The 24,045-nt window shown below is 48.2% G+C and carries 22 protein-coding genes and 1 tRNA gene; 5 read left to right on the forward strand and 18 right to left on the reverse strand.

Translation table 11 applies throughout. The features are described 5' to 3' along the window. Positions 1-10 precede the first annotated feature (10 nt). The 9 genes from rpoD to GS601_RS12550 form a co-directional block, all read right to left on the reverse strand. Entirely contained in the window at positions 11-1,147 is a 1,137-nt protein-coding gene (gene rpoD / locus GS601_RS12510) for an RNA polymerase sigma factor RpoD (RefSeq protein WP_162423622.1), read from the reverse strand. 1,016 nt (positions 1,148-2,163) lie between these two features. Beyond that, positions 2,164-2,841, reverse strand: a complete 678-nt coding sequence (locus GS601_RS12515; RefSeq protein ID WP_162423623.1) for a polysaccharide deacetylase family protein — start codon at positions 2,839-2,841, stop codon at positions 2,164-2,166. Positions 2,842-2,861: 20 nt separating this feature from the next. Further along, complete coding sequence (locus GS601_RS12520) at positions 2,862-3,248, reverse strand: response regulator (protein WP_162423624.1); 387 nt, start codon at positions 3,246-3,248, stop codon at positions 2,862-2,864. 485 nt (positions 3,249-3,733) lie between these two features. Beyond that, positions 3,734-4,447, reverse strand: a complete 714-nt coding sequence (gene queC, locus GS601_RS12525) for a 7-cyano-7-deazaguanine synthase QueC (RefSeq protein ID WP_162423625.1) — start codon at positions 4,445-4,447, stop codon at positions 3,734-3,736. A 123-nt stretch (positions 4,448-4,570) separates the two neighbouring features. Beyond that, a complete protein-coding gene (locus GS601_RS12530) occupies positions 4,571-5,818 on the reverse strand; it encodes an FAD-dependent hydroxylase (protein ID WP_162423626.1) in 1,248 nt (415 codons plus the stop codon). 80 nt (positions 5,819-5,898) lie between these two features. Continuing rightward, positions 5,899-6,849, reverse strand: coding sequence for a prolyl aminopeptidase (gene pip / locus GS601_RS12535; protein WP_162423627.1), 951 nt, complete (start codon positions 6,847-6,849; stop codon positions 5,899-5,901). Positions 6,850-6,853: 4 nt separating this feature from the next. Continuing rightward, positions 6,854-7,993, reverse strand: a complete 1,140-nt coding sequence (locus GS601_RS12540) for an ABC transporter permease (protein WP_162423628.1) — start codon at positions 7,991-7,993, stop codon at positions 6,854-6,856. A gap of 24 nt (positions 7,994-8,017) precedes the next feature. Beyond that, positions 8,018-9,166 carry an AI-2E family transporter gene (locus GS601_RS12545; RefSeq protein WP_162423629.1) on the reverse strand — a complete coding sequence of 383 codons (1,149 nt, stop codon included), beginning with the start codon at positions 9,164-9,166 and terminating at the stop codon, positions 8,018-8,020. A 166-nt stretch (positions 9,167-9,332) separates the two neighbouring features. Further along, positions 9,333-10,169: an Npun_R2479 family HD domain-containing metalloprotein gene (locus GS601_RS12550; RefSeq protein WP_162423630.1), complete on the reverse strand. Its 837-nt coding sequence runs from the start codon at positions 10,167-10,169 to the stop codon at positions 9,333-9,335. A gap of 171 nt (positions 10,170-10,340) precedes the next feature. Between GS601_RS12550 and GS601_RS12555 the strand changes: the two genes are divergently transcribed. Beyond that, positions 10,341-10,411 (forward strand) — tRNA-Gly (locus GS601_RS12555). Positions 10,412-10,535: 124 nt separating this feature from the next. Here GS601_RS12555 and GS601_RS12560 read toward each other — a convergent pair. The 6 genes from GS601_RS12560 to GS601_RS12585 form a co-directional block, all read right to left on the reverse strand. Further along, entirely contained in the window at positions 10,536-11,711 is a 1,176-nt protein-coding gene (locus GS601_RS12560; protein ID WP_162423631.1) for a DUF4114 domain-containing protein, read from the reverse strand. A gap of 536 nt (positions 11,712-12,247) precedes the next feature. After that, entirely contained in the window at positions 12,248-12,583 is a 336-nt protein-coding gene (locus GS601_RS12565; RefSeq protein WP_162423632.1) for a hypothetical protein, read from the reverse strand. Positions 12,584-12,685: 102 nt separating this feature from the next. Next, complete coding sequence (locus GS601_RS12570; RefSeq protein WP_162423633.1) at positions 12,686-13,261, reverse strand: hemerythrin HHE cation-binding protein; 576 nt, start codon at positions 13,259-13,261, stop codon at positions 12,686-12,688. 348 nt (positions 13,262-13,609) lie between these two features. Beyond that, positions 13,610-14,101: a hypothetical protein gene (locus GS601_RS12575; protein WP_162423634.1), complete on the reverse strand. Its 492-nt coding sequence runs from the start codon at positions 14,099-14,101 to the stop codon at positions 13,610-13,612. Between the two features lie 94 nt (positions 14,102-14,195). Continuing rightward, a complete protein-coding gene (locus tag GS601_RS12580; protein ID WP_162423635.1) occupies positions 14,196-14,930 on the reverse strand; it encodes a glutathione peroxidase in 735 nt (244 codons plus the stop codon). Positions 14,931-15,084: 154 nt separating this feature from the next. Next, entirely contained in the window at positions 15,085-16,029 is a 945-nt protein-coding gene (locus tag GS601_RS12585; protein ID WP_162423636.1) for a ParA family protein, read from the reverse strand. 1,007 nt (positions 16,030-17,036) lie between these two features. Between GS601_RS12585 and GS601_RS23235 the strand changes: the two genes are divergently transcribed. From GS601_RS23235 to GS601_RS12600, 3 genes are all read left to right on the forward strand, one after another. Next, positions 17,037-18,005 carry a ParA family protein gene (locus tag GS601_RS23235; RefSeq protein ID WP_238393243.1) on the forward strand — a complete coding sequence of 323 codons (969 nt, stop codon included), beginning with the start codon at positions 17,037-17,039 and terminating at the stop codon, positions 18,003-18,005. Between the two features lies 1 nt (position 18,006). Further along, entirely contained in the window at positions 18,007-18,822 is an 816-nt protein-coding gene (locus GS601_RS12595) for a ParB N-terminal domain-containing protein (RefSeq protein ID WP_162423638.1), read from the forward strand. Between the two features lie 80 nt (positions 18,823-18,902). Beyond that, a complete protein-coding gene (locus tag GS601_RS12600) occupies positions 18,903-20,546 on the forward strand; it encodes a radical SAM protein (RefSeq protein ID WP_162423639.1) in 1,644 nt (547 codons plus the stop codon). A 24-nt stretch (positions 20,547-20,570) separates the two neighbouring features. Here GS601_RS12600 and mreD read toward each other — a convergent pair whose 3' ends face one another. From mreD to GS601_RS12615, 3 genes are all read right to left on the reverse strand, one after another. After that, entirely contained in the window at positions 20,571-21,131 is a 561-nt protein-coding gene (mreD, locus tag GS601_RS12605; RefSeq protein ID WP_162423640.1) for a rod shape-determining protein MreD, read from the reverse strand. Beyond that, complete coding sequence (gene mreC, locus GS601_RS12610; protein ID WP_162423641.1) at positions 21,128-21,961, reverse strand: rod shape-determining protein MreC; 834 nt, start codon at positions 21,959-21,961, stop codon at positions 21,128-21,130. Before mreC ends, mreD begins: the two co-directional genes overlap by 4 nt. 116 nt (positions 21,962-22,077) lie before the next feature. After that, entirely contained in the window at positions 22,078-23,082 is a 1,005-nt protein-coding gene (locus tag GS601_RS12615) for a rod shape-determining protein (RefSeq protein ID WP_162423642.1), read from the reverse strand. A 362-nt stretch (positions 23,083-23,444) separates the two neighbouring features. Between GS601_RS12615 and GS601_RS12620 the strand changes: the two genes are divergently transcribed. Continuing rightward, positions 23,445-23,822: a single-stranded DNA-binding protein gene (locus tag GS601_RS12620; protein WP_162423643.1), complete on the forward strand. Its 378-nt coding sequence runs from the start codon at positions 23,445-23,447 to the stop codon at positions 23,820-23,822. Positions 23,823-24,045 lie beyond the last annotated feature (223 nt).

The following is a 24,045-nucleotide window of genomic DNA, read 5'->3' on the forward strand; positions in this document are numbered from 1 at the left end:
TTACTGAAGTTTAGCGGATGTATTCCTTCAAAACACTGTTGCGGTTGGGATGACGCAATTTACGCAATGCCTTCGCCTCAATTTGGCGAATTCGCTCACGAGTGACGTTGAAAATCTGACCGATTTCTTCCAACGTCTTCATGCGACCATCATCCAAACCGTAGCGCAATCTGAGAACATCTTTTTCACGAGGGCTTAGCGTTGCCAAAACGCCCTCTAAGTCTTCCCGCAGCAGGTTCTTAGACACCTGATCCTCAGGAGTTTCGCCATCCGACTCAATAAAGTCGCCCAAACGGGAATCTTCTTCTTTACCGATCGGCGTTTCCAGGGAAATCGGCAGTTGAGCAGACTTAGCGATAAACCGCAACTTCTCGATCGTCATTTCCATGCGAGTCGCGATTTCTTCTTCCGTCGGTTTGCGCCCCATCTCTTGAGACAGCAGCTTGGTGGTTTTCTTGATTCGAGAGATGGTTTCGTATAGGTGAACCGGCAGGCGAATCGTGCGGGATTGATCTGCGATCGCACGAGTGATGGCTTGACGAATCCACCACGTTGCGTAGGTCGAGAACTTGTAACCTTTTTCGTGATCAAACTTTTCAGCCGCCCGAATCAGTCCCAAACTGCCTTCCTGAATCAGATCTTGAAACGACAAGCCCCGGTTCATGTATTTCTTTGCGATTGACACAACCAATCGTAGATTTGACTGCACCATCTTATCTTTAGCTCGACGACCCAAGTGCAGACGATACCGAAACTGAGGCAGAGGCATCTTCACTTCTTCTGCCCATTCTGCATCAGAAGGAGCGCGATCAAGCGTATCGGTCATTCTGACATAAATCCGCTCTAGCTCTAGCAAATCAGCGATTTTACGGGCAAGTTCAATTTCTTCATCTGCTCGCAAAAGCCGAATTCGACCAATTTCCTGGAGGTATAAGCGAATTGAGTCTTCGGTATAGTGCTTTTTCTTGGCTTGTGCTCGGCGACGGGCAGACCGAGCCTTGATTGACTTGCCCTCTTCCTCGACCGCTTCAGAATCGTCTTGATCCTCATCTTGGTCGTCGTATCCTCCCCCTAAATCACTCTCAAACGCATCTTCTGTAGGAGTAGTGTCGAGTGCTTCAAGTAGTACGTCGTTGGCTTGGGTCATGCCGCGTTCCTCATGCTCCTTAAGTAGTCAAAAAATTGTGGCAGCGGAAACAATGTCTAATTAAGTTTTGGTAATCGCCGTTAGGGGCGTTGGGTGGGTTGCGATCGCACGGTCTCTAAAAGTAGCTGCCTGCCCCGTAAAACAGTGTGTCCCGCATGGATTGCACTCACAAAGAAGTGTGCAAGCGAATAAGAAGCACTACTTCTGCGGAAATACACCGTTGGGTAGATGCACCGTTGCACAAATCTTAATTGATAACTGATTGAATGTCTCCCCGATTGTAGCCTTTCTCACAAAAGTTGCACCCTTTTTATGAACCTTTATCTTTGAAACTGAAAAACGAATACCGCTAGAAAAGCATGATTTGCAACATAAACTTCTATTGGCTCAGCTTCTAGACCCCTTATCAGAAAGTCATCAATCAAAGACATATCTCAATCATGGCGCAATTGCAGCAAATGTTTCGAGACCAAAAACGCACTTTTATCAAACCAATCGATCGTTACATAGCCTAAACAGGAATAGCTAAAACAAATTTATAAGTACATCCTGCCTAAGGTCATCCCCAAAAACATCCGCGATGGTTTTGGAAACACAAATCACGGCTCTTGATGATACGGTAGCCCAAATCTAACGAACCGGACTAGGAGAAACATTAAGTTAGATGATGCTAGGGAACAGTAATGCTTGTAGATCAAACAACCTAGGGGCAATAGCGAAGTTGCTTTATACCTACTGAGCAGCCTGTACTCTAAGGCAAACTATAGTTTCCAAAAGTATACAAGCTGCAATAGGATGGGTTGTTAAAGAATCAGAATTTTTTATGGCTTTAGGAGCGCTACATCAAGAAGATTTAGTGAATGTTTGTACTATAAAATTTTACTTTAGGAGAAAATATTAGAACAACTCAAAGAATGCTTACAGCAATGCTTTGCAAACAGCATATCTTTTGAAGACAAACATAATAGCTCATCAAAATAAGCCTATATCTAATAAGTGAGCGTGAAAAACGATGGCTAAACGTGGGGCAATGCTAGCCAAATCTGGTTGATGGTAGAAAATTGATAGCCACTCTGCACCAGCCTGGGAATGAGACTATCAACCGTTTCTGCAACATCTCTGCCGCCGCTATCCCCATCGTGAAGCACAATGATTGACCCGTTTTGAACCTGGTCTACCACTCGTTGCACAACAATTGATGCACCGGGACACACCCAGTCTTCGGGAATAATGCTCCACATCACGGTGCGATAGTTCCAATGGTGCAAATGGTTTAGCGTTTGAGGCGTAAAGAGACCATAAGGGGGGCGAACATCAATCAACGTGTTGGGATTGATTTGGCAGGTTTTAGCGATCGCAGCCCTCGTCTGTGCTAGGTCGGTTTTCAGGTCGGTAGCGCTCAGGCTTGTAAAGGCTCGGTGGTGGTAGCTGTGTAACCCAATCCAGTGACCGCGCTGATAGATCTGACGGGCAAGGTCGGGATAGGCTTCAACACAGGCTCCTAGCCAAAAAAATGTGGCACAAACTTTGTGGTGGTCAAGCACATCTAAGAGTTGAGGTGTGTACTTTGGGTGCGGACCGTCGTCGAAGGTAAGCGCGATCGCAGGGCTATCCGCACGACCTGACCAAAGGCAATGAGGAAACGTCGGCTTGAGCACGCGATGGAGCAAAGGATAGAGCCGTGCGAAAGTCATTAATAAACGGTAGAGGGCAATTAGCTTGCTAAGCAACGTTGGCGGGCAGAGGCAGACTGAACCAGAGAAGAGAGAATATCGCTGCTGAGTGGTTTAACAAGAAAGCCATCAAACCCAGGATTTTGATCTTGGTAAAGCCAGCGTGGCATGTGGCAGTCGGTTAAGATAACTAGGGTGATGCTTTCTGCATCTGCGATCGCTCTTAGCCGTTGCAACAGCGGCTCAGACCAGTCGTTGCCGTGCAAGATAATGAGGCAGGGAGGAGTTTGCCTCACCCAGGAAATGGCATGCTCGATGGAGTTTGCAATCTGCACCTCAAACTTTAATCTCTCCAGAAGAGATTCTAGACCGTGTAGCTCATCGAGCCACTGCGATAATAGCAGAACGTAGCTGGAGTCAAATATCATGGCGAACCTTGGCAAGCTATCTGCTAATATAGCGACCACAAAAAGCTGTTTTTTGAAGAAGAATCGCTACACAGGTTTCACTGATTGCTTTTTAAGGCTTCTTTTGGGTTCAGATGCTTCCACTTTTCTTAGGGTTTGAATTGAAACGATTTATTTTTCAGCTTCTGCAACCAAGTTGTGAAGAATAAAGGCGTTGTAAACAATTTGTAAGGTTTCAAAGCTATTCATAGAAGCAGGCAACACCCTATCTGAAAGCGGCTTTGGGGAGTTTATAGATAGATTAAGCCTTCTAAAGTATTCACTCTCATTGTTAAGCAATACCTCCAAGGTTTAATCTTTTCGCTAGCACCAATTCAAGGAAAAATAAACCTGTTTTCGTCAAAAGAGATAGATTTTCTTCAGATTCTAGAAGAATTTATAAAGTAATTAGGCATCATTCCTGACTTGGGTTTGATCACGACTTTGAACCTTGCTAACTGTAGAATCTAACGCCACTCTTTGGATGGATCTAACGCATAAAATGCTCTGCCTTGAGCAGTTGCCAGGGTAGGACATCCCGCATCAATTAAGGCGCGATCGCGAATCCGGCATGCATCACAAACGCCGCAAGGCTGCTCTTTGCCCTGATAGCACGACCATGTGAGAGCGATCGGAACCTCAAGCTGCAAAGCGCGACGAACAATATCTACTTTAGAATCCATCACTAGCGGCGCGACAAGCTTTGGCGCGTTGCCCTCGATTCCTGCTTTAGACGAGACAGCAGCCAAGTGTTGAAACGCCTCCAAAAACTCTGGACGGCAGTCGGGATAGCCTGAATAATCGACAGCATTGATTCCTAAATAGATGGCGTCGGCTTGTTTCGCCTCGGCAAGGGAAAGCGCGATCGCAAGGAACACGGTATTTCGCCCAGGCACATAAGTACTCGGAATTTCATCCGGCTGAATGCCACCGGTTGGCACTGCGATCGCAGCATCGGTTAGGGCAGAACCACCCCACTGCGCCAAATTTACATCAACGATCAAGTGATCTTGAATGCCAAAATGAACAGCGACTTGCTGAGCAGCGAGGATCTCCCGATCGTGCCGCTGCCCATAGCGAAACGAGAGCGCGATCGCCTGAAACCCATCTGCCATGGCTTGAGCCGCCGCGACGGCAGAATCTAACCCGCCAGATAAAAGAACAATTGCTTTAGAAGCCATAACAGAAAAATTGGAAAACCACCTGCTCGATCGTCTTGTTCTAGTGCTTTCTAACTCTAACGCTGATTGTTCCCGTCCTTTATTCCAGCACTTTGTTCTAACACTGTCTGATTCGCGTTTCCCTTAACGTTGGGCAAGATGTGGGGTGCGCCCGATCAGACCGCTCATGAGCCGAAACGTGAGAGATTTAAAAGGCTGGATGGTTTGGAGCATGTGCAACGCAACTCGCCGGAGAAAAACTACGGGGAGCAGTTGGGTAGAAAAGGCTCGATTTAGCAAGTCGGTGACGCTTAAGATCATGAGATTTTCCCACTGCCGCCAACGCTCATAACGTTTGAGAACCTTCAGGCTAGCAATATCTTCACCGCGATCGCACGCTGTTTGCAGTACTTGCGCCAATGCCGCCGCATCGCGAATGCCCATATTAATTCCCTGCCCACCAAGGGGATGGCAACAGTGAGCCGCATCGCCAATCAGAGCTAATCGCGAACAAACGTATCGACTGCTATGAAGCAACTGCACCGGAAAGGCGTAGCGATCGCCCTCTAAAGTTGGTCGGCTAAAATGCGCGCCGTAGCGACGGGTAAACCGCTCGGTAAACTCACCCTCGCTCAGGGCAAGCATCGTTTCTGCTTCTGCTTTGGGCACTGTCCACACGATGCGACAGCGATTGTTAGGCAGGGGCAAAATTCCCGATGGGCCGCCTTCCCAAAACCACTCGTAGGCAGTGTTGTTGTGCGGTGTTTCAAGTTGGAAGGTTGCTACAACACATGCTTGCCAATATTTCCAGCCGTAGGTGCGAATTTTGGCTTGTTGGCGGAGTGGCGATCGCGAGCCGTCGGCGGCAATCACCAAGCGAGTCCGAAGTGACTGATTTTGGTCTGCCATGGCAACGTCTAAAATCGCGCCATCGGTCTGAAATTTTGTCTGAACAACTTTAGCCGGACAGAGGTGATGAACGTTGGAACAGCCATCCAGATACGCTTGCAGTGTGGCTAGCAAGACTCGATGTTCGGCGACATATCCTAGCGTTTGGGTGCCGATGTCAGTTGGCAAAAACTGCACAACGCTGGGGTGGGCGGCATCCGAGAGACGAACGGTGTTATAGGTTTCAATCTGCGGACGCAGGGTATCCCACACGCCCAGTCCTTGCAGAATTTGGCTAGAGAGCAACGTGATTGAATAGGCTTGGGCTTTGGCGACGGCTTGAGAGTGGGTTTCTGCTTCGATCAGGGCAATGCTTAGGTTTGAATCTTTGAGCGCACACGCGAGCAGCGTTCCAACAATGCCCCCTCCAACGATCATAAGGTCATAGTCATAGTCAGTGCGGTTTGCTGTAACTTGGCTGACCACGGGTTGCTCTAACGCCATTTTCTTAAACAGACCGATACGAAACTTTACATCTATTCTCTCGTAAATTGCGAAGTCTAACAATCTTGAGGGCTGCCGGGTTAAGAGATGGTGGAAAATTGATCCGTTGCATCAACCAACGCGCTGAGAATTCCTGCCTCCATCATGGAATGGCCGGCATCTGGAACCACGATGAACTCTGCATCGGGTAGTGCTTTGTGCAAGTCCCAAGCAGACGCCATGGGGCAGACCACATCATAGCGTCCTTGAACGATGACGATGGGCAGGTGGCGGATGCGATCGCACCTTCTCAACAGGTGATCGTCAACCTCAAAAAAGCCGCAATTCATAAAGTAGTGGCACTCAATCCGCGCAAAGGCTTCGGCAAACTCATCTGCTTCAAAGTGCTGTTGCAACGTGGGATCGACTCGCAACCGGCTCGTACTCGCTTCCCAGACTGACCAAGCTTTTGCGGCTTGTTGACGAATTTTTGCATCGTCGCTGGTTAGCCGTTTGTAGTAAGCCGAAACCAGATCGGTTTGTTCATCTGCCGGAATTGGCGCAAGATAAGCCTCCCAGGCATCTGGGAAGATCCAACTTGCGCCTTCTTGGTAAAACCAGAGAATTTCTTTACGTCGCAGCAGAAAGATGCCGCGCAAGATTAAGCCCAAGCAGCGATCGCAGTGCGTTTGAGCATACGCCAACGCCAACGTACTGCCCCAACTGCCGCCAAAGACAACCCATCGATCGATGCCGAGGTGCGATCGCAGTTTTTCAATATCGCTCACCAAATCCCACGTTGTGTTCTCTCGCAATTCGGCATGGGGCGTGCTGTTGCCAGCACCTCGCTGATCAAACAAAACAATGCGCCACTGATGGGGATCAAAATACTGTCGATAGGCTGGAATTGTTCCACCACCGGGACCGCCGTGCAAGAAAACAACCGGCTTGCCGTTGGGATTGCCCGATTGTTCGTAATAGATGGTGTGGAGGTCTGAGACCGGCAGCATCCCGGTTTGGTAGGGTGCGATCGCAGGGTAAAGATCACGCATAACGTTACCGTTGCTGTAAGCTGCGAGGATCGAGCGCATCTCGCAACCCATCGCCCAAAAGGTTAAACGCCAACACCGTTAAAACGATCAGCAAGGCAGGCGGCCAAATCAGCCACGGTTGCAGCACCAAAATCGAGGCATTCGTTGCTAGAGATAGCATGTTGCCCCACGACGGATCAGGTTGTTGAATGCCCAGCCCAATCAGGCTCAACACCGATTCTGCCACGATAAACCCCGGTATTCTCAGAGTGGCTGAGATGATCACGTAAGTCGCTGTTTGAGGCAACACGTGGCGCACAATAATGTACAGGGGCTTTCCCCCCATCGCCCGCGAGGCTTGCACAAACTCTTGCTCTTTAATCGAGAGCACCTGCCCCCGAATCACCCGCGCCAAACTCGCCCAACTGATGAACGACGTGATCAAAATGATCAGCAGAAAGCGCTGTGCGCTGGATAATCCGGGTGGTAGCACGGCTGCTAAAGCAACCAGCAAATAAATATCGGGAATCGTCATGAGCACTTCAACAAATCGCATCAGCCCTGCATCTAGCCACCCGCCAAAGTAGCCCGAAATTCCGCCGACTAGCATTCCCAACGGAAACGATAGGGCGATTCCTACTAAACCAATGCTAAGACTGATTCTGCCCCCAAACAACAAGCGGCTAAACTGATCGCGGGCCTGTTCATCGGTTCCTAAAACGTTCCACCTTGCAGAGCCAATTGTGCCAAACAAATGCAGATTGCCAGGAATGCCAGGAAAGATCTCTATCTCCTCAAACCTTGGGTCGCTGAGGGAAAACTGAGTCGGAAGCGGTAGCCGTAGCTGAAAAAGCCGGTAAGGATCGCCTGGCACAAACAGCCGAATCGGAGAGGGCGCAGAGCGATCGACAATGAGATTTCGTTCCCCCGTCTCTATGTCGATCGGTCCTTGAATCGTGGGATACACATGGGGGCCGATGAACTCGCCATTCTGATTTGCCCAATACACCTCTGTCGGAGGTAAGAGCGCCCCATCAATTTGCGAGACGTAGGGATCGTAGGGCGCGACAAACTCAGCCCCTATCACCGCAACATAAAACACTAGCAGGAGCAGTGCACCATAACGGGCTAAGGGATTTCTCTTGAGTTTCTGCCACCAGTTCATAGACGGTAGGGGGGTGTGGGATGATTAGCGTTCTTGACCGACGACCGTGATTTTTTGGGCTTCATCGTCGTCTGGTTCGACAGAGAGCATGGGTTCAAGGATACTATTTTCTACAACGTCTGAGAAGATCGAGCCGGATTGAGGCGGAAGACTAGGGTTGAGAATTATATCTAGTATGGTTCTTATAACACTTGTTAGGGGAATTGCCAAAATAACGCCGAGCAACCCAGCAACCCTTGCCCCAAAAAGCAACGACGCCAAAATGATGACGGGGCTTAAGCCAGTCAGGTTGCCCAAAATTCGAGGGGCGATGAGATTATCTTTGATTTGTTGGAGTGCGATCGCAGCGCCCAACACCTGAACTGCCAGCCACCAATCGATAAAGGCGACCACCACACATACGGTGGCAATCCCCAAAGCGGCACCAATAAACGGGATCACCTCTAGCACACCGATAAACACCGCAAACACAAGAAAGAAGGGGACTCGCAGCCACCAAAACGCCACAGATAGCGTCGTTGCCATGAACAACCCCAACAACAACTGCCCAGAGGCAAACCGTTGCAGGCTGTCTCGGAGCGAGGTTGTGAGGCTGTCTCGAATTGGGTCAGAAAAAATACCCGTCAGACTATTCCAGAGCTTGCCGCCATCGAGCAAGAAATAGAACGAAATTACCAAAATCAAGATGAGGTCTAGAACCCAGTTGAACGTCCCGACGACTAACCCAATTCCAGTAGACGCGATCGCATTGACCTGTCCCTGAACTTGCGCCGAAAGCTGCTGTTTAAGAAACGTCAGATCGATGCCCAATCGCCACGTATCACTCCATGCCTGAAGATCATTTAACTGCTGTTGCCCCGACCCAATTAAGTTGGGTAAATTAGTCGTGAGTTGTTGTGCCTGCCGAATAATAGGCGGTGCGATCGTCAGGGCTGCAACAACCAGCACGATGGCAGCGAAAAGATAAACGATCGCCGCCGCCACCGGTCTTGGAAGAATCTGCTGCACTCGCACAACCGGATAATTCAGCACAAAAGCTACCAGCGCTGCCGTTACCAAAACACTGAGCAATTCTCCAAAATAGGTCAGTGCATTCAGCGTCAGCCACCCTGTGACAAGAATCAGCAGCCAAGTAATTAAAAACTGTTGAATCGGAGAGAAAAAACGATCCATAGAAAGCCTAACCGAGGATCGAACGCTAAATTTGCCTTTACATCCTATCGCTTTTGCCTTCTGAGGAATGTGGATTAAGTAGGACTAGTAGATTGTCAACGTTAAGTCGATGGGTAGATGGGTGCATGAGTCGATGACCCAATTACCAGACTATCCCCCTCCCCCCTTAATCTTCTGCTCGTTCGTGTTCAACTACAAAAACGTTGGAGTAGAGGTTGGCAACGATTTGTTTTCCTTGCTGCGTTAGCGATAGGTAGTATAAGGCGTCTTTAATATATGGATAAACACCGTGCCAGTAAAACTTGGGATAGTTTTTGCGTAAATCTCCGGGGTGGCGGTAGCCCAACGCTTTGTTCACACCGGTTTCTTCAAATTCGTAGTAGAGCGCACTAATCTTCTTGAGATACCGAGGATCGCTGAGTTGCCCAATCAAATCAGATGCCCGGATGAGACCAGGATAATGGGTTGTGTCTTGGTGATCTTCTGCTGCCGGAACTGGAAATCGTGTCAGTTCAATATTGTATTTCACAACTTCGGCGTCAATCAGCTTGTGTCCCCCAAAGCGCTCATCGACAAACAGCTTAGCGCGATCGACATGATAGGGCGTCAAGGCTGCATCCGACGATCCGGGAGGCAGCGGCACCCTCTTGTCTCCCCATCCAGTGGCGTACATGCCTCTCTGGTCTTGGCGACAAACGCCTTTGACGTAGCCAATATCATGGCAGACCAGCGCAATCACAAAGTGAAGCCAATCTTCGCACGAGACGCCGCCCTCGCGAATGTGCCGTCCTCGGAGAATTTCTTGCCCAACCAGCGTGACTAAAATAGAGTGCTCGACATTGTGATAGAGCGCATCGCTGTTGGCAATATTCTCCATTGCCATTGATCCAACCCAGCCAATAATGTCTTCATAGTCAGACTTCCAGCCGCCGTAGGTGCGGTGATAGCCTTCTTTGAGTTTGCCAACAAAGTCATTAATTAGAAGTTCGGTTGCGTTAAACATGGGGGCGCTCTTGGGTCGCGATCGCGGGTGCAGTGCAGGCAGTTTGACTTATTTTTCCCCAGATTTACAGAAACCTTTGCTCAACTGTGGGTCACAACCGACAGGAGTTTGACGATCGATTTAAAAATCCCTGCATTCTTCGGCAAAAAGCCGCTATAATTTTGCTCACGTGCGGGTATAGTTTAGTGGCAAAATGAATGCTTCCCAAGCATTAGTTGCGAGTTCGATTCTCGCTACCCGCTTTTTGAATCAAGATCGCGTTTGGCTACGGTTATGACCGTTGGCACAGGCTACGAAGCCGGATTGATCAGGGCGGTTGAACGAGGTTCCCCATGCTGATCAATCCGGCTCAGACGCGTCTTTGAATTAAGCAGGTTCAGCAGATTCAAACGTGATGGTTACGATCGCATCATTAAAGTCGAGATCGCCCCCACCAAACAGATCTTCAATGCTAAATCCTGTGCTGCCTGCGGCGGTTGTGCCTGACCCGATGAAGTGATCAAACCCGTCAGCATTAGCGGCAACAAAGTTGGAGTACACGTTTGCACCCCTGCCGCTCGTCACATCATCGACCGTTGCATCGGCAATCAGATAAGTTGCGTAGACATTTCCCCCATCGAGGGTGGCATCGACATCTCCGGCTCTGGCGCTGAAGGTGACGCCATCTGCCTGCGATCGCCGCACGATCGCGAGACCATAACCGTCATCTCCGGGCTTGTAGGAGGTTCCAGTGCTGGGATCGATGACAGTGCCGAGGGCATCTTCAATGCGATATAAACCCACCGTATTTTCGTAGTCGGCAGTGATGCTTTGGCTGTTGATCAACAGTCTGACTGCCTTGCCGCCTTGAGAGCGCAAATCAAGCACTTGATCTTCGGGTGCAGTTGGCAGATCAATGGTCGGAGCCTCGAACGTGGCACTTACGATCGCGTCGTTAAAGTCTTGATCGCCTCCGTTGAACAAATCTTCTACGGCAATTTTGCCATCTTCAGTTGTGCGGAAATGATCAAATCCGTCTGCGTTAGCTGCCGTAAAGTTGAAGTAAACGTTTGCGCCAGTTCCTTGCAAGACGCTTTCGACGGTGTTGTTGGCAACGAGATAAGGCGCATAGACGGCTCCTCCTTGCAGTTCTACGGGAACATCCCCGGCTCTTGCACTAAAGGTGATGCCGTCTGCCTGCGATCGCCGCACGGCTGCCAAACTATATCCCTCTGACCCTGGAGCATAAGACCTACCATTGGTTGGATCGATCACGGTGCCTTGGTCATCTTCGATGCGGTATACCCCAACAGTGTTGTCGTAATCTGCGGTGATGCTGACGGTATTGAAGAGTCCTCGGACTAGTTTTCCGGCAAACGATCGCAGGTCAAACACCTGATCTTGAGGAGCGGCAGGAAGAGCCGAACTACTAGAACCGACTGGAGGCGGGGTAAGCGGATTGGGAACCGTTGTGTCTAATACTGTAGTGGTCTGCGCTTGAGCGATGTCAGTGGTAAGACTCGAATTAGATGACGAACTAGAGACAGATTCACCCATAATCATGGCAATAACTCCCTGACGAAATAAAGTTGTACCTGTATTTGTCTTCTACGTGCAATGACAACTGATTGGTTGCTCATCGCACAAATATCTCGACCGGGTTCACACTGGGTCAATAATAAAGCAAACAGAAAGTAAAATAATTTGGAAGACCGTTATAAATACTGGTCTAAAATGTAAAAAATACTACATGAATCGCTTGCGCGATCGCCGAAACTGTCAGCGATAGATGTTGCCAAACTTAACTGCTGCAAGGAAAATGAGGTGCTATGCGATCGAACCCTATCTACGATTGCACTTAGTTTCTTTAAGGACAACAATAATCAAATATGAGATCTTTAAAATGAGCCGGAATGTTTATTTTATAGAACAAATCTTACCTTTTAATCAGGAGGCTTGGTGGCATAATTTTTGCCTGCTTGATTTTGCTAGAAATTAGTCGAGCAGGTGTTGAGTGACGAAATGAGAGGGTGAAGAAGTCAAGAGGTGAGGAAGCAATCTCTATTTCTTCACTCCTCTAGCGTTGTACTATCAGCAATCTAAGTTTGATCAACTTTGTAGTATTTGGCTTTTAGCATCGCTCGACCGTCTGTTGTAATCTGTGCGTTTTTGACAGTCATTAAAGGAGAATGAGCCGATTGATCTTGCGTTGAACCAGACTCAATCTCTCCCATTATGTAATTGGACTGAATTAGATGATTTAGTTGTGTACTTAGCTCGTCGCGGCTGACTTGTTTACCGTCAAAGTCTTCAGCAGAAAAACTAACATCCGATTGCTCTTCGTTACTATGTTCGCCACTATGTTTGATTTTGTTGAGCAACACGTAAACGATTTCATCATTTAGATTATCGCTGGGGGTCATATCAACTGACATAGAAAACTCCTTGTTTGTAGAGGTAATGAGTAAGGTAAATGATTTGCTGAATGCTTTGATGAACGCTAGATGCCCTTTCTGCTCTTAGAATTGGATGCAGAGTTACTTGGTTAGTCCCTCAAAAACACCTCTCAGTGCGGCAACAGCATCCTGTGTTTTTGCCCAAACTCCTTGGTCAGGATCTTTGCCTGTTAGTTCACGAGTTCCCAAAACTTCCATGACTCCTTTCAATTGCTCCTGATGGGCACGGTTATCAAAGTTCACTTGATTTAAAGGCCCGATCGCCTCCTTGACATCCTCGCCCACCACTTGAGCAGCTTTATGAACAATCAAACCCGTCATCACGGCTTGATGCTTAATTCGCTCATGAGCAGATACTTTCTGATATAGAGTCAATTCGGTTCCGTCCATCAAACGGTTTACCTGATCGGTGTACTGCTGAATCGTGTCTCTAGATTGAGCCGCACCACCAAATTGCCTCAGGACTTGATCAATGACTGCAAGATTTTTTTGATCATCACTTAAAAAATCGTTAAAGCGCTTGTGAATTTCCGAATCTGTACCCACAGCAGGCATAAACTTTTGCTCTGTCGTAATCAACAATTCTTGGAGTGCTTTAAGGTCTGCGATTTCTTGTGCGATCGCACTCCGCTTGGTATCTTCCAATGTTGCAACCATCTGTCTGGTTCCTCCAATTTTGTGGACAAAATTAAAGTCGCACACCTCCAAGACTCGTTGAATCTTTCTTAGGATATATTCTCAGTAAGTTATTGACTAGATTTCTGAAAAAGAGGCATAAAGAAAGTAGCTTGATCAGCGGTACTACAGGGTTTTCAGGCATTTCAAGAAATTCATTAAATACTTTCGCTATAGGAGCATAGGCAGTTTTAATGAAATATATTATTACTAAATCCGATAACATGTCTGGAAATTGTTGATTAGCCTTCTCAGCAAGACAATATCTCCGGTTTTTTGCAGCCGGAGCGCTATTTCACGCCTTATTTTGCTAGTGAATCAGATTCTTGCCTACGGTTTACCGTTGCTTTTAGGTCGATTTAGTGCTCTGCACATTTCTTGCGCGGCTTCAAAAGCTTCGAGATACTCTTTGCCGCCCAGCATCAGATCACCATAGTATTCATAAGGCATTGAGCCATAGATCGGCAGCGGATCATCTTCAGGATAATCTTCTCTTGCTTCCTCGATCGCTGCTTTCAGTCTCTTGGCAGTGAGGTGCTGCGCCGAAAAATAGTAAAGCTCTTCTGGCTTGCGGTTGAAGTGAGGAAAACTCGGATCAATGATGTAGGTGTTTGGCTGCTCGTCTTGGGAAGAACTGAGTTCTAACCAACTGTGCTCGATTGGCTTGTGAGGTGCGCCTGCAAACACTAGAAAGCCCTGAACGTAGTGTGCTCCTTCAACCAGTGCGATCGCTTTTGCTGCATTCTCAAAACTGGCTTTTGCCTTGCTTTTGATGAGACGTGCAAGCTCGACTGATCGCTCAGTATTTAATACCTTGTCCATTACCAAAGCTCGTGTTTAGCGCAATTTCTCCATTGTAGAGACGAATCTACAACTCGCAATCAGAATGACCCGATTGCGAGTTGCAAATTGCAAATTATGCGGCTCCTAAGTAAGAGGATAGATCCTCTGAGCCACCAATTAATCTGCCATCAATAAAGACTTGCGGAACCGTTGTTGCACCCGACATTGCTCTTAGCGATCGCAGCGTCACATCTCGACCTAGCACGATTTCTTCGTAGTCAAGCCCATGCTCGCTCAGCAGTTGCTTTGCCTTCGCGCAGAATGGACAGCCCACTTTCGTGAAAAGCGACACCGTTTTAGGTTTTTCTGCTTTTGCGTTGATGTAGTTCAACATGGTATCTGCATCAGAAACCTTGAAAGGATCGCCGGGTTCTTCCGGTTCGATAAACATCTTTTCAATCGTGCCATCTTTGACCAGCATCGAATAACGCCACGATCGCTTACCAAATCCCAAATCTGTTTTATCTACCAGCATTCCCATGCCTTCAGAAAAGTCGCCGTTGCCATCGGGCAGCAGTCGGAGGTGGTCAGCGCCCTGGTCTTTTGCCCATTCATTCATGACAAAGGTATCGTTAACAGAAATGCAAACGATGTCATCTACACCGTTGCTTTTAAATAATTTTGCAAGCTCATTGTATCCAGGTACGTGGGTTGAGGAACACGTCGGCGTGAATGCTCCAGGCAATGCAAAAGCTACTACAGTTTTACCTGCAAAAACATCGCTAGTGGTAATGTCAACCCATTGGTTATTTTCACGGACGCGAAAGGTAACATCGGGAACTTTTTGCCCTTCTCGATTGGCAAGCATGAATGCGTCTCCTACTAACTGAATGTTTCTTCTTGTAAAGCGTACTCGGAATGAGTATGACTTGTCAAGCGTAAAATTGATCAGGCTGTCTTCAGAAAGAGTATCCCTCTTTCAGAGTATAGAGTCAAAAAATCGTTAGGCTGCTTGTGGTTTGCTAATCATCTAATGCAGTAAATGCATATTTATTTTCGGGTCGCTCAACTTTTGTTGCAGCAGAGAGCTTCTGAAGAAATTCCTGTGACAGAAGATTAAAGGCTTTTGCTCCTGCTGTGCCAGGATTGCTCAGCACTACTGGCGTAAATGCATCGACCGCTTTTGATACATTTACATCAACCGGAATGCGCGTCTTAAACAGCTTTGCCTCGCTAAAATCTTCGTTGAGCCGCTTCATAACCTGCCCATGATAGCGGCTTGAAAATAGGTTGCCAGATAACGTAAACGCGATGCCCAGAAGCTCAATATCTAGCAGTCCTGCTTCGGTGCGGTGCAGTTCTTTCAGCTTTGAAATTCGTCGCTCTAAAAGCTGAATTCCAATTAGCGATAGTGGCTCTGGGCGCGCCGGAATAAAATAGAAATTGCTGGCTAACAATCCGCTTCGGGTCAGAAGATTGTAACCAGGAGCACAATCTAAAATGATCAAATCGTAGTCTTTTGCGATCGGTTGTAAAATCTTGCGAATGAGATTTTTCTCAAAATCATTCCATACCTGCTCAAAATCTGCGGCTCCAGTCTGAACGGCAGTTCGATGCAACATGTCAGAGACTAAAAATTCGTCGTATAGTTCAATATCTCCGGGCAACAAATCCAAGCCTTTTACATTAGAAACATAGGCACGAATAGCTTCTGGCACCACATTTGGCAGATCTTTGTCTGATAAGATTGCTCGTTTGACTAAATTTCTGAGTGTGCGCTTATCGCCGCGAAGTTTGGCAAAATCAGCGGGTGTCATGAGACTCAGGGTGGCACTGATTTGCGTATCTAAATCAACGATGAGAACCCGCTTTTGGTGGTGCTTTGCAAGGCAAGCCGCAAGATTGACCGTTAGCGTTGTTTTGCCAACACCGCCTTTCATATTTGCAGTTGCAATGATGTGAGCCATGCATCGCGCCTCCTCAGTAGTAGTGCTGTCCGAACGAGACTGTATCTGGCACATCATATAGTAATTTGTCGCTCAATTTATAGCTTGCGGGTAGAAGTCGGTTAATTCAATTAAAATTCTTTGTAGCATAAGCAAACTATGGCTTGAGGAAGAAGTCTATCTCTCTACATTTCTCTCAATCTTTAGCTACGGATCGTAGATGCTTAGTCAAATCTGCTGAGCGATCGCGGCGGCTTCTGTGAGCACCCGATAAAGCTTCCTCCGTAAGATTAAAGCTTTTCCGAACAATCCTCCCTCTCCCGTAGAACCACTGAACCTTTAACGGCAATTAAGCAAGACAATTACAAGAGTGTTGCGCTTGGTATCGCTCTAAATCATTCCTTTAAAATGGCGCTTTTCGATGACCTCGGTCTCACTCAATGCATCTCTAATACACTCCCGTTTTGCCCGCTATGCCAGTCTCAGTAAATTCTGCTCGATTTAAGTTTTTAGACTCGATTACCCTGAACAGCAGTGAGTCCGAGGTCGAACACCAAGTTATCATCCCGCTTCTGCGCCTTCTCGGATATCACGCAATAGATTGGAAAACGCAGGTGACGGTTGGCAAAGTTAAGCTAGATTTCTTGGTGCGCTCCTTTGGAACTTGGCAGCGCCAATCACATAGCTCTATGCTGCAACCATTGCCATATCTAGTGATTGAGGCGAAAGCGCCTAAAAAAAATCTCTCTAGAAATCTTTGGCAGTTGAATAGTTACCTGCGCGAGACCGGAGCGGCTTTGGGATTGCTGACGAACGGGTATCAGTTTCAATTAGTGTGTCACTATGATGGAGAGATTTATGCGATCGCGACCTACTCTCAAAAGACCCTAATCGAGAACTTTCAACTATTCTATAAGCTGTGCAGTAGAGAAGCTTGTCTGAAGTTTATAGATGACATTCATCACAGCCAGCAGCAAGTGCATTTCAATTTCGCTACTCAGATTGCAAATGATGTTGCAAATCAAGACATGCTTGAACGACTGTTCAGAAAAAAGAAAACCGGCGATAGAGGAAATACTATTCAACCATCTCTCATCGAAGCTGGCGAAGATACAGGTGAAAAAATTAAAGCGAGAAACGGTATGATCATCACGGTTTTCAACAACAAAGGTGGCGTTGGTAAGACGACAACAACGATCAATCTTGCGGCTGCCCTTATCAAATTAGGAAAGCGCGTTCTTCTAATTGATGTTGATGCACAGGCAAATTTGACGACTGGATTAGGAATTGATCCATTAGCAGATATTGAAGAACAGGGAAAAAAAGATGTTACTCACCTGCTGACCGAGACAAAGACACTTTTGCCTAGCACGATTATTCATAAGCAGTGGAAAGATATTAGTCTTGACATTGTTCCTTCCCACATTCGCTTGAGCGAGATGGAAAGCACGTTGATCCAAACGGTAGATGTCGATCGCGTGTTAATTAGAAAGCTAAAGAATTACAAGAATGACTACGATTTTATCTTGATTGATCCGCCGCCCTCTTTTGGTAAAGTCAACACTATTTCTCTGATGGCAGCATCAGGAATTTTGATCCCAACGCAGCTTTCACCCTATCCAATCCGAGCATTAGAGTATGTGATCAATCGAGCGCAAGCGGTAGAACAATCTAGAGATGAGCCACTTCCTATTTTAGGAGTTGCTGTTAGCATGTATGACAAAAGAGCGACTGTTTTGAAACAGGAGATGACTGGAAGAATTCAAAATATCTTGAAGAATGTTCCGGGTGGAGAAAACATCAGTTTATTCCCTGAATCAACATGGGTTCCGCAGCTTAAGATCGTATCTTCTACGCCAGAAAAAGGGTACCCGATTTGCGAAGCAGAATTTGATAGTTTGCTGACTCGATCTGATAAAGAAAGTGCTCAAGAAGCGTTTAATTGTTATTCAGAAATGGCTCGACATCTAATCAAACTTGTGGAACAAGGTAAGTAATATGGATTTCTCGAAGCGTCAGAAGCAAATTCTTGATCGATTACGTCCTAAACCTCTTCATCATGGTCAATTAGAAACAGAATTGATTGCAGTTCCAAATCTAGAATTAAAAGATATTTCACCTGAACGACAGCAGATTCTTAGGGATAGCTTTGTTCAAGAGGGCAGCAATTTGATTCCGCTGATTGTGCGTCGCACTGAAGCTTACGCCGATGAAGAATATGAAGTCATTTATGGCGCGGATTGGTGTCTTGTTGCGAAGGAACTCGATATCGAAAGACTTTGGGTTTGGGTCTTTGATCTCGATGATGAACAGGCTGCTGTAACTCAATCAGAAATGGAATTGCTGCTTGGCGGTTTGGAGACACCTTCACCAACACCTGATGTGATTAAGCAGATGAGTACTTTGTTTCAGCGCCACGAGAATTCTCTTGAGAAAAAGATTAGTCAACAAATATCCGAGGCGATTGAACAACAGCTTCCAAAGTTATTAAAGCAGCAGCTTGGTGGTTTGGAGACACCTTCACCAACACCTGATGTGATTAAGCAGATGAGTACTTTGGTACAAGGACTAGAGCAGTTGCTTGAGAAGATTAGTCAGCATTCTGAGACGATGAATCGCGCGATCGCAGACCTCAAGCAAGCTACTTCTTCACGCCGGAGAACGGCAACATCAATCAAGAACCCATACGAGGGCATGACGATACATCAGCTTAGAAAACTTCTTGAAGACCGTCAATTAGAGTATTCCAGTAGGTTAAGAGAACCAGGACTAATGAAATTGCTGATTAAAGCGGATCAACAGGCAAGCCATTAACTGAAGTGCTAGGCTGAAAGGAGATAGCTTGGCTCATTGCCTTAACTATTCCTCAGATCATTCTTTTATTGACGCAATTGGTGACTTCACTTCCTCTCTCTGATGAACGGTTATTGTTTACACCTGCGACTTCTCAAGCAGATGCGATTCCGCTTATCTTCGCATTTCCTAACGAATACACCGTTGGGATCACGAGCTTGGGCTTTCAGGTCGTTTGGGCAACGTTGGCATCGCGCCCCGATTTAGAAGTCAGCCGCTTGTTTACAGATGGTCATGAGTCGCTACCCTCACACCCTGAAATTCTTGGCTTCTCGATGTCGTGGGAACTGGATTACGTCAATATTTTAGGACTTTTGGAGTCGTTAGGCGTTCCGATTCGGAGCCAGAATCGCACGTCCGATCATCCCCTCGTATTTGGGGGTGGTCCGGTTCTCACTGCCAATCCCGAACCGTACGCAGACTTTTTTGATGTATTTCTGCTAGGCGATGGAGAAATTTTACTCAATGCTTTCATCAATGCTTACCAGGAAGTTCGCCATGCTGATCGCGACACCCAACTCCGCCATCTCGCCCAAGTTTCAGGCATTTACGTTCCGAGTTTGTATGACGTGACGTACGAAAGTGCAGAGGGCGCGATCGCAGCCATTAAGCCAATCGACAGTACGATCCCCGCAACAGTCGAAAAGCAAACCTATCGCGGCAACACCTTATCGACTTCTACAGTTGTGACGGAAAAAGCCGCGTGGGAAAACATCTTCATGGTGGAAGTTGTCCGCAGTTGCCCTGAAATGTGCCGCTTCTGCCTTGCCAGCTATCTCACCTTGCCGTTTCGGATTGCCGATGTTGAAGACTCGCTCATGCCCGCGATCGCACGAGGATTAGAAGTCACCAATCGGCTCGGACTCCTCGGCGCATCCGTGACTCAACATCCCGAATTTGAAACGCTGTTAGATTATCTCAACGCCCCAAAATACGACGATGTGCGTATCAGTCTTGCCTCAGTTCGCACCAACACCGTGACGGAAAAATTAGCGAAAACGCTCGTCAAACACGACTCAAAATCGATCACGATCGCCGTAGAAAGCGGCAGCGATCGCTTACGCCAAATTATTAATAAAAAGCTCACAACCGACGAAATTATCCAAGCCGGAATCAATGCGAAAGCAGGGGGGTTGAGCAGCGTCAAACTGTATGGAATGGTTGGGCTTCCGGGGGAAGAATCAGGCGATCTCGATCGCACCGTCCAGATGATGCGAGAGTTGAAGAAAGCCGCGCCTGGGTTACGGCTCACCCTGGGATGCAGCACCTTTGTTCCGAAAGCCCACACGCCGTTTCAATGGTTTGGCGTCAACCCACACGCCGAAAAACGGCTCCAGTTTTTGCAAAAAAACTTGCGATCGCAAGGCATTGATTTCCGTCCTGAAAGCTATAACTGGTCGGTTATTCAGGCATTGCTGTCTCGCGGCGATCGGCGGCTCTCAACCTTGCTCGAATTAACTCGTCACTACGGAGATTCGCTCGGTAGCTATCGCCGCGCTTTCAAAGAACTGCGCGGACAGATCCCCGACTTAGAGTTTTATGTGCACCAAAACTGGTCGCTAGAGCAGATCTTGCCGTGGAGCCATCTGCAAGGCGCGCTGCCGCTATCAACCTTGGAAAAACACTTGCAAGGGGCAGTAGCGCTGTTTCCTCAGCCTCCCAAAGAGTTAGTCGCTACGGGTTGAGATCACGTCTGCCAACCGTGCCAGTCATCCCATCGGTTCTGACTGCTCTATCGATTCCCACCAGTGGTTGAGCGGGAAATAGACAACGGGTGCCCACAAACTGCTAAGAATCGCTGAACTGAGCGCCACAAATTGGTGATACGTCCAAATTTCTAGCAGCGATCGCCCACCCTGAAAACTAAATTGCAGTGCGGTTACCGTCTCTGCCACCACTGCCATGCCAAACACGATCAGCGCCACCGAAATAAAATCTTCTTGCACATAGCGTTGCTTTTGGAGGCGAGCCGTGAGTGCGCCCACGATCGCCAAGCTGAGGGCATGAGTTGGAAACGGAGCCGTCATCGCATCTTGCAAAAAACCGAGAACAACCCCTGCGATCGCACCCTGCCAGACTGTCCGCTTTATGCTCCACGCCACCACCCAAATCAGCAGCCAATTGGGGCTAATGCCCGCCAACTCCATGCCCGGTAAGCGCGTCGGCAAAATCAGCAAACACAACAGCACCGATCCCACCGTGACGCCCCAGTTGACGTAAGGGCGAAGAGCAGGATACTGAGTGATAAAATTATCCAACGGCTGAATCATGGGGTCGAGGGAGAAGATTCATCTAAAACATTAGGAGAAGGAACAGGAGATGGGGCACTGCCAGAAGCAGGAGCCAACGGCTCTGCCACCTCCGGCGATTTTGGATAAATCACTGCCCATTCTAAATAGCTGACCGGCGCTGACAGTTCCACGATCGCCTCTGGTGCCGGGCTTTTCGTCGTATCTACCGATTCGATCCGCCCGATCGGTAGCCCCGATGGAAATCGACCACTGAGCGCAGAACTGGTGACTACATCGCCCCGCCGCACATCCGGATTTTTCTCGTAAAATTCTAAAATCCCCCGATTTCCCGAATTTCCCCGCATCGACCCCATGGTGCGGCTGCGGCTGATTGTCACCCCCACCCGGCTTGTCGGATCGCTCAACAGCAAAACACGGCTTGTGTGAGCCGTCACAGCCGTTACGCGCCCCACAACCCCGCCTGGGCTAAGCACAACACTCTCCTTCTCAACGCCATCTCGCCTGCCGCGCCCTAAGCTCAGTTGCTGCCACCAGTGATCGGCACTCCGCCCAATCACCGGAGCCGTAATGCCTTTCCCTTTTTTCACCTGGACAAACCCCAGAAGTTCTTCCAAGCGCTGATTTTTGCTCTCAAGCTCAATCAGTCGCTGCTGCAATTCCAGCATCTGGGCATTGGCAACCTGAGCTTGAGGATTAGGTTTCGATTGAAAAGGGCGGGTCAGCCATTGATAGGTTTCCAGCAGCACCCCTCCCTGGGTCTGCCGAATCAACAGTGCCGTTCCAACAGCAAGGCTCGTTAAGGTGATTTGGATGCCATACCGATCCCACCAGCGACGCAGTGCAAACATGCAAATTTCTCGTTCTTTGGCTGGTTAACTTCCACAAAAGTATAGCTCTGAAACGTCAGAGAGATAACACAATTTCCTCAGTTCCAGCCTAGAGATCGGGAAAGTGTGGCAGTTTTTTATCGCGGCGGACGGGTGCTAAAAACCCGCTCCAACTGCTTAAAGTTTTCTAAAACGCGCCCTGTGCCCAACACAACACAACTCAGTGGATCAGCCGCCACGTGAACCACAATTCCCGTCTCGTGGCTGATGAGGGTGTCAATACCTTTGAGCAGTGCGCCGCCCCCTGCCAGCATGATTCCGCGATCGATAATGTCTGCCGCGAGTTCTGGGGGGGTGCGCTCTAAGGTTCGTTTTACTGCGTCGATAATTACAGACAACGGTTCTGACATGCTTTCCCGGATCTCAGGACTTTTGATCGTGACGGTTCGCGGTAAGCCAGAGAGGAGGTGTAGCCCTCGCACTTCCATAAGTGAATCATCATCATATTGCCCTGGATAGGCTGAGCCGACTTGAATTTTGATTTCTTCTGCCGTCCGTTCCCCGATCACCAGGTTATGGACTTTCTTCATGTATTGCACGATCGCGTCGCTGAGTTCGTCTCCTGCCACTCGAACCGATTCACTAATCACCGTGCCCTGCAAACTGAGGACGGCAACTTCGGTGGTGCCACCGCCGATGTCAATGATCATGTTTCCGGTCGGTTCTGCCACGGGTAGCCCTGCCCCGATCGCGGCTGCTACAGGTTCGTCAATCAGGTACACTTCACGCGCCCCTGCCTGCGATGCCGCTTCCATAACGGCCCGCCGCTCTACCCCGGTGACACCGCTCGGAATGCCGATGACGATCCGGGGTGATACCAGAGCCTTTCCTTCATGGACGCGCTGGATAAAATGCTTCAGCATTAGCTCAGCCGTATCAAAATCTGCAATGACGCCATCCCGCAGGGGACGCAAGGCAATAACATTGCCAGGAGTTCGTCCTAGCATTCTTTTTGCGTCTTCCCCAACGGCCAACGGAATTTTTTCATTAGAATCCATGGCAACTACGGACGGTTCTTGCAACACGATGCCTTTACCCGATACGTAGACCAATGTGTTTGCTGTACCGAGATCGATACCCATGTCTCGCGAGATGGAAAAGCGGGAGAAGCCACTAAAAAGACCCACTAGTTTCTATGCCTCTTAAAAATGCTACGGATTTGCTCGGACGGAAGTGCAGCTTTTAGCACTGGCGCTAATCGATAGTGGATTTTATTATAGTTTGGATACACAGTCTAGTAGGTTATCAACTTTAAGTGGAGGGGTGGATGGGGGAGAGGGTAGATGGGGAAGTGTATCCATTTGCCCCTGCGCTCATCATTTCAACAAGCCAAGGGTGAGCCGCAGAAAATTTTATAAGCACGCTAAATTGGGATACCCTTAGTTCCCAGGCTTCTGTTGAATTGATTAAAATAGAAGCAGGTAAAAAGTACTAGTGAACTACTATGAGCCTAAATGTTGTGACATTAGTCGGACGGGTTGGTGGCGACCCAGATGTAAAATATTTTGAGTCGGGTAGTGTCAAGTGTCGGCTGACGCTGGCTGTTAATCGCCAAACGCGCAACAGTGATCAGCCTGACTGGTTTAATCTTGAACTGTGGGGCAAGCAGGCAGACGTAGCGGCGAATTATGTTCGCAAGGGAAGTTTGATTGGGGTGAAGGGATCGCTCAAGTTTGATGCATGGGTCGATCGCAATACGGGGGCAAATCGGACATCGCCGATCGTGGTGGTTGAGCGGCTGCAATTGTTGGGATCGAAACGAGATTCTGAGGGTGGATCGTCGGGTGGGTCGGATACGCCTGGGTATGAAGACGATTTTTAAGCACAAGATTTTAGTAGCGAGTGGAGCAGATGCGCGATCGCGCTGAGGCAAGAAGTCCCCTTCGCATCAGTCATTTACCCATCGCATCTGCTACCCGGTTGACAGACCGACTCCTTCGATCTGACTTTATTGAACGTAAGTTCGATGTAGATTATCTGCTTCGTAGTTCGGGGCTTCCCGGATCTGCGATCGCAGCCAAGCACCTCTGTCGAACTTACGTCTA

Origin of the sequence: Myxacorys almedinensis A (genome assembly GCF_010091945.1) — a bacterium.
Lineage (GTDB): Bacteria > Cyanobacteriota > Cyanobacteriia > Leptolyngbyales > Leptolyngbyaceae > Myxacorys > Myxacorys almedinensis.

Excerpts from the sequence above, each read along its gene's own strand:
- rpoD (WP_162423622.1), bottom strand. The coding sequence starts at position 1,147 with ATGACCCAAGCCAACGACGTACTACTTGAAGCACTCGACACTACTCCT.
- GS601_RS12515 (WP_162423623.1), bottom strand. The coding sequence starts at position 2,841 with ATGACTTTCGCACGGCTCTATCCTTTGCTCCATCGCGTGCTCAAGCCG.
- GS601_RS12520 (WP_162423624.1), bottom strand. The coding sequence starts at position 3,248 with ATGATATTTGACTCCAGCTACGTTCTGCTATTATCGCAGTGGCTCGAT.
- queC (WP_162423625.1), bottom strand. The coding sequence starts at position 4,447 with ATGGCTTCTAAAGCAATTGTTCTTTTATCTGGCGGGTTAGATTCTGCC.
- GS601_RS12530 (WP_162423626.1), bottom strand. The coding sequence starts at position 5,818 with ATGGCGTTAGAGCAACCCGTGGTCAGCCAAGTTACAGCAAACCGCACT.
- pip (WP_162423627.1), bottom strand. The coding sequence starts at position 6,849 with ATGCGTGATCTTTACCCTGCGATCGCACCCTACCAAACCGGGATGCTG.
- GS601_RS12540 (WP_162423628.1), bottom strand. The coding sequence starts at position 7,993 with ATGAACTGGTGGCAGAAACTCAAGAGAAATCCCTTAGCCCGTTATGGT.
- GS601_RS12545 (WP_162423629.1), bottom strand. The coding sequence starts at position 9,166 with ATGGATCGTTTTTTCTCTCCGATTCAACAGTTTTTAATTACTTGGCTG.
- GS601_RS12550 (WP_162423630.1), bottom strand. The coding sequence starts at position 10,169 with ATGTTTAACGCAACCGAACTTCTAATTAATGACTTTGTTGGCAAACTC.
- GS601_RS12560 (WP_162423631.1), bottom strand. The coding sequence starts at position 11,711 with ATGATTATGGGTGAATCTGTCTCTAGTTCGTCATCTAATTCGAGTCTT.
- GS601_RS12565 (WP_162423632.1), bottom strand. The coding sequence starts at position 12,583 with ATGTCAGTTGATATGACCCCCAGCGATAATCTAAATGATGAAATCGTT.
- GS601_RS12570 (WP_162423633.1), bottom strand. The coding sequence starts at position 13,261 with ATGGTTGCAACATTGGAAGATACCAAGCGGAGTGCGATCGCACAAGAA.
- GS601_RS12575 (WP_162423634.1), bottom strand. The coding sequence starts at position 14,101 with ATGGACAAGGTATTAAATACTGAGCGATCAGTCGAGCTTGCACGTCTC.
- GS601_RS12580 (WP_162423635.1), bottom strand. The coding sequence starts at position 14,930 with ATGCTTGCCAATCGAGAAGGGCAAAAAGTTCCCGATGTTACCTTTCGC.
- GS601_RS12585 (WP_162423636.1), bottom strand. The coding sequence starts at position 16,029 with ATGGCTCACATCATTGCAACTGCAAATATGAAAGGCGGTGTTGGCAAA.
- GS601_RS23235 (WP_238393243.1), top strand. The coding sequence starts at position 17,037 with ATGCTTGAACGACTGTTCAGAAAAAAGAAAACCGGCGATAGAGGAAAT.
- GS601_RS12595 (WP_162423638.1), top strand. The coding sequence starts at position 18,007 with ATGGATTTCTCGAAGCGTCAGAAGCAAATTCTTGATCGATTACGTCCT.
- mreD (WP_162423640.1), bottom strand. The coding sequence starts at position 21,131 with ATGATTCAGCCGTTGGATAATTTTATCACTCAGTATCCTGCTCTTCGC.
- mreC (WP_162423641.1), bottom strand. The coding sequence starts at position 21,961 with ATGTTTGCACTGCGTCGCTGGTGGGATCGGTATGGCATCCAAATCACC.
- GS601_RS12615 (WP_162423642.1), bottom strand. The coding sequence starts at position 23,082 with ATGGGTATCGATCTCGGTACAGCAAACACATTGGTCTACGTATCGGGT.
- GS601_RS12620 (WP_162423643.1), top strand. The coding sequence starts at position 23,445 with ATGAGCCTAAATGTTGTGACATTAGTCGGACGGGTTGGTGGCGACCCA.